The organism is Phenylobacterium sp., assembly GCF_030693805.1.
GTDB lineage: Bacteria > Pseudomonadota > Alphaproteobacteria > Caulobacterales > Caulobacteraceae > Phenylobacterium.
This window is the reverse complement of sequence record NZ_JAUXZW010000283.1, coordinates 1-3,579: the sequence shown is the minus strand read 5'-3', so window position 1 is coordinate 3,579 and position 3,579 is coordinate 1. Positions and strand designations below refer to the sequence as shown.

General features: G+C 68.8%; 4 protein-coding genes. All 4 read right to left on the bottom strand.

What is annotated here, in order from left to right; genetic code table 11:
• Nucleotides 1-344, bottom strand: a 344-nt coding sequence (locus tag Q8M88_RS10985) for an alpha/beta fold hydrolase (protein WP_305597199.1), incomplete at its 3' end; no start/stop codon positions are given.
• Nucleotides 345-346: 2 nt separating this feature from the next.
• Nucleotides 347-1,333 carry an aldo/keto reductase gene (locus Q8M88_RS10980; protein WP_305597198.1) on the bottom strand — a complete coding sequence of 329 codons (987 nt, stop codon included), beginning with the start codon at nucleotides 1,331-1,333 and terminating at the stop codon, nucleotides 347-349.
• Nucleotides 1,334-1,489: 156 nt separating this feature from the next.
• Nucleotides 1,490-2,353 carry an ion transporter gene (locus tag Q8M88_RS10975; RefSeq protein WP_305597197.1) on the bottom strand — a complete coding sequence of 288 codons (864 nt, stop codon included), beginning with the start codon at nucleotides 2,351-2,353 and terminating at the stop codon, nucleotides 1,490-1,492.
• 317 nt (nucleotides 2,354-2,670) lie between these two features.
• Nucleotides 2,671-3,399, bottom strand: coding sequence for a hypothetical protein (locus Q8M88_RS10970; protein ID WP_305597196.1), 729 nt, complete (start codon nucleotides 3,397-3,399; stop codon nucleotides 2,671-2,673).
• Nucleotides 3,400-3,579: the final 180 nt, after the last annotated feature.

Here is a 3,579-nt window from a genome sequence, read left to right as displayed (position 1 = left end):
GCGATCTTGATGCCCACGCCGCCGCCTGTCGCCAGCCCGACCACATGGGCTTTGTCGATCCCCAGCGCGTCGAACATCGCCATGAAGATCTTGGCGTAGAAGCCGTATTGCCCACCCTGGATCGGCGGCTTGTCCGACTGGCCGTAACCCGGAAGGTCGACGATCAACGTGCGGAAGTGCTTGGATAGCGCCTCCATGTTGCGGCCGAAGTTGCCCCAGCCGAAGGCGCCCGGCGCGCCCCCGTGGATGGCGATCAGGAGCGGGCCTTCCCCTGCCTCGTGATAGTGGATGCGGACGTCGCCGGCCTGGACGAAACGGCTGGTGCCTTCAGCGGTCAGAGCCACGCTCAGGCAGCCGCCGGGGCTGCGGCGCGGGCGCCAACCGGTTGGCCGCTGTCGTCGCCTTCGCGCGGCGCGATGGCGTCGAGTTCGCTCTTCTCTTCGGGCGTCAGCACCCAGCCGGCCGCCTTGACATTCAGCGCCACCTGCTCGGGGCTGCTCACCCCGGTGATCACCGAACCCACCGCCGGGTTGGCCAGCAGCCAGGCCAGGGCGAGCTCGGCCGTTGAACGCTGGCGCGCCGCGGCGAAGGCGTCCAGCTTGCGCACGATCTCGAAATTGCGGTCGTTGAGATTGCGCGAGACGATGCCGCTGCCCTCCGCGCCGCGGGTGCCGGGAGGCGGCGCCTCGCCCTGCTTGTACTTGCCGCTCAGGAACCCGCCGCCCAATGGGAAATAGGGGATGATGCTGACGCCGTAGGCGTTCGCGAACGGGATCAACTCGGCCTCGATGTGCCGGCGCAGCAGATTGTAGTGGTCCTGGGCGGTGACGTACGGCTTCACGCCCATGGCGCGGGCCACGTACTGGTTCTTGGCCATGTGCCAGGACATGTGGTTGGAGGCGCCGATCTCGCGCACCTTGCCGGCCTGCCGCAGCTTGTCGAGCGCGCGCAGGATCTCGTCCTCCGGCGTGTTCAGGCTGGGCAGGTGCAGTTGGTAGAGGTCGATGCGGTCGGTGTTGAGCTTGCGAAGGGAATTGTCGCAGGCCTGGGTGATGTAGTCGGCCACATTGGCGTCGCCCAGGTTGCGCAGGTTGAACTTGGTCGCGATCACCCAGCGGTCCCGGCGATCGGCCAGGGCGGTTCCGATGAAGGCTTCCGAATAGCCGCCGCCATAGAGGTTGGCGGTGTCGATGAAGTTCACGCCCAGGTCGTCGGCTGCGTGGATGGTGCGTACGCTTTGCGCCTCGTCCAGCCGCGGCGGGCCGAATGTGTTGCCACCCAGCGCCACGAGCGAAACGTTCAGTTCGGTGCCGCCGAGCTTGCGGTATTCCATGCGCCGCCTCCTGGATTCAGCCGCCTGTGCGCCTCCGCGGGAGAGCCGGCCGCTTGTTGGGCGACAGCTTTTGATCCGGGCGGGCGGGCTGTCAATGCGCAGCCATGAGCCGGCGGAAGCGAGCGCCGTGTAAAGCGGTCACAGCCGAAGATGGCGTCAGGGCGGCTCGGAGCTTTCGGCCTCTTGCGCCTTCGCGGCCTCTTCGAGCGCCTGGCGATGCCTATGCATGGCGTCACTGAACGAGGCCGCCAGGATGCCCGTCGGCATGGCGATGAACCCGATGCTGAAGATCGCCGTCACCGCCGCCAACACCTTGCCCAAGATGGTGACTGGATAGACGTCGCCGTACCCGATGGTGGTCATGGTGGCGACCGACCACCACAGGGCGCGCGGGATGCTGCCGAACTTGTCAGGCTGAATCGACCCTTCGGCGAGGTGCAGCGCGGTCGCGGCGGTGATCATCAGGAACATGCCGGCCGCCAGGCTGAGCGTCAGCTCGTCCCGTCGTGACGACACCGCCTCGACCATGTGGTCGAACGCCCGCGACATCCGCCCGAGCTTGGCCAGGCGCAGGATGCGTCCCATCCGCACCAGCCGCAGCAGAACCGCGCTGGAGCCGCCCACCAGGGCCAGCGAGGAGACGATGGCGATGATGTCGGCGACCGCCGAGGGCGTGGCCAGGAAGCGCATTCGCTCACGCCAGGGATGTTCCGCCTCGCCGTGCTCCGCCGTCACCCAGATGCGCAGTATGAACTCGAGAGCGAAGGCCAGACCCAGGCCCACCTCCGTGGCTGCGAACTCCGGTTCGAAGCGGCTGAATGCGGGTTCGGTCTCTAAGATCGCCAGCGTCGTGGCGATCAGGATCAGCACCACGATCACTCGGTTGATCAGCGACAGGCCCTTGGCCAGACGCGCCCGCGGGTCGAGCTGCTCGTAGAGCCGCCGCCGCAGGGTGCTACGGCCAGGGGGTGCGGCGAGCGGCGGCATGTGCGGCTTGGCTGATCGGGCGGCGTTGCTCATGGGGCGTGGCTCCCGCCAGGCGTTGTCGACCCAGGTATCGGCGAGGACGGCGGGATCTGCGGCCGTGATGCGAGCGTGTAACTGTTGCGCGGATCGGGCCGCGCCCCCGACCACAGGCCTTCGACGGCGGCGGGACTGGGCACGCCGCCGAAGTCTTCGCTGCAGGCCGCCCTCCAACCCACGGCGACCGTCGCCGCGATTGCGACCAGCCTTCCGTATCGTGCCGACATCTTGTTGGTCGTTGCGCCCATGCGACCTTGACCGTGGACGAGCGCGCATCGGCCGACAAGGGATCGCTTCGCGTGGCCTCGGCCGCGTTAAGGCTTCGTGCGCCGGGGCAGGCTGAACAGGTTGCGATCCGCGGCGCAGAAGTCGACGCTCTCAACCTTGCGCAGGCGCGGCGCGGTCAGGCCGCCGCCTGTGGTCGTCGCGGCGAACGCGATCATCACCGGGCCGACGCGGCGATAGTCCGATAGCTCCACCGCCGTGCGTTGGCCGCCGTTCTCGTCGACGATCCGGCCCAGCAGGCCGGTCTTGCGGTCGAACCACAGTTCGCGGGGCTGACCGCCGGCCGGTTGCACCCGCAGCACGTCATAGGACCGGCCGCGGCTTTCCCGCGCGCCGATGTGGCTGCTGCGCAGGTCGAAGCGGCTGGGATAGAAATAGGCGTAGGCCGCCAGGAAGGCGTCGGTCCGCACCCGCGCGACCACCGCCGGGTCCGGCGATCCGGTCTCTACGCCGTTGGGCATGATCCGCCATTCGCCCGCGCCGTTGTAGCCCTGCACCAGTTTGCCGCCGCCGGTCATCGTCTCGGTGCGCGCACCATAGCGCACCGGATCGACCCAGCGTTCGTATCGCGCGCCGCCCTCCTCGCCGACCTCGTGCAGGCCGCGCAGGGCGTTCCAGCCCTGGCCGCCCGACGCGGCCCGGGCCTTATTGAAGACGCGCTGGGCGGCGGGGGAATTCTGCGCCTCTGCGGGGGCGGCGAGGCAGCAGGCCAGGGCGGCCAGGACCAGGAAAAGCTTGGCGGCGAGGGGCTGCGACATCGCGGGCGAACAACCCGGCAAGCTTGTTCACAATGCGGCCGGATCGCGGTCAGTTGGTCGGGGCGACAGGCGGCGTCGCGGTGGTCGACCAGGTCGCGCCGGCGGCCGCTGCGATCACCAGGGCGACGCCGGTGATCTGCGACCAGGCCAGGTGTTCGCCCAGCAGGATCAGCCCCGACA

Bases quoted from the DNA above. Each gene is read 5' to 3' on its own strand.
- Q8M88_RS10970 (WP_305597196.1), bottom strand. From the start codon at position 3,399: ATGTCGCAGCCCCTCGCCGCCAAGCTTTTCCTGGTCCTGGCCGCCCTG.
- Q8M88_RS10975 (WP_305597197.1), bottom strand. From the start codon at position 2,353: ATGAGCAACGCCGCCCGATCAGCCAAGCCGCACATGCCGCCGCTCGCC.
- Q8M88_RS10980 (WP_305597198.1), bottom strand. From the start codon at position 1,333: ATGGAATACCGCAAGCTCGGCGGCACCGAACTGAACGTTTCGCTCGTG.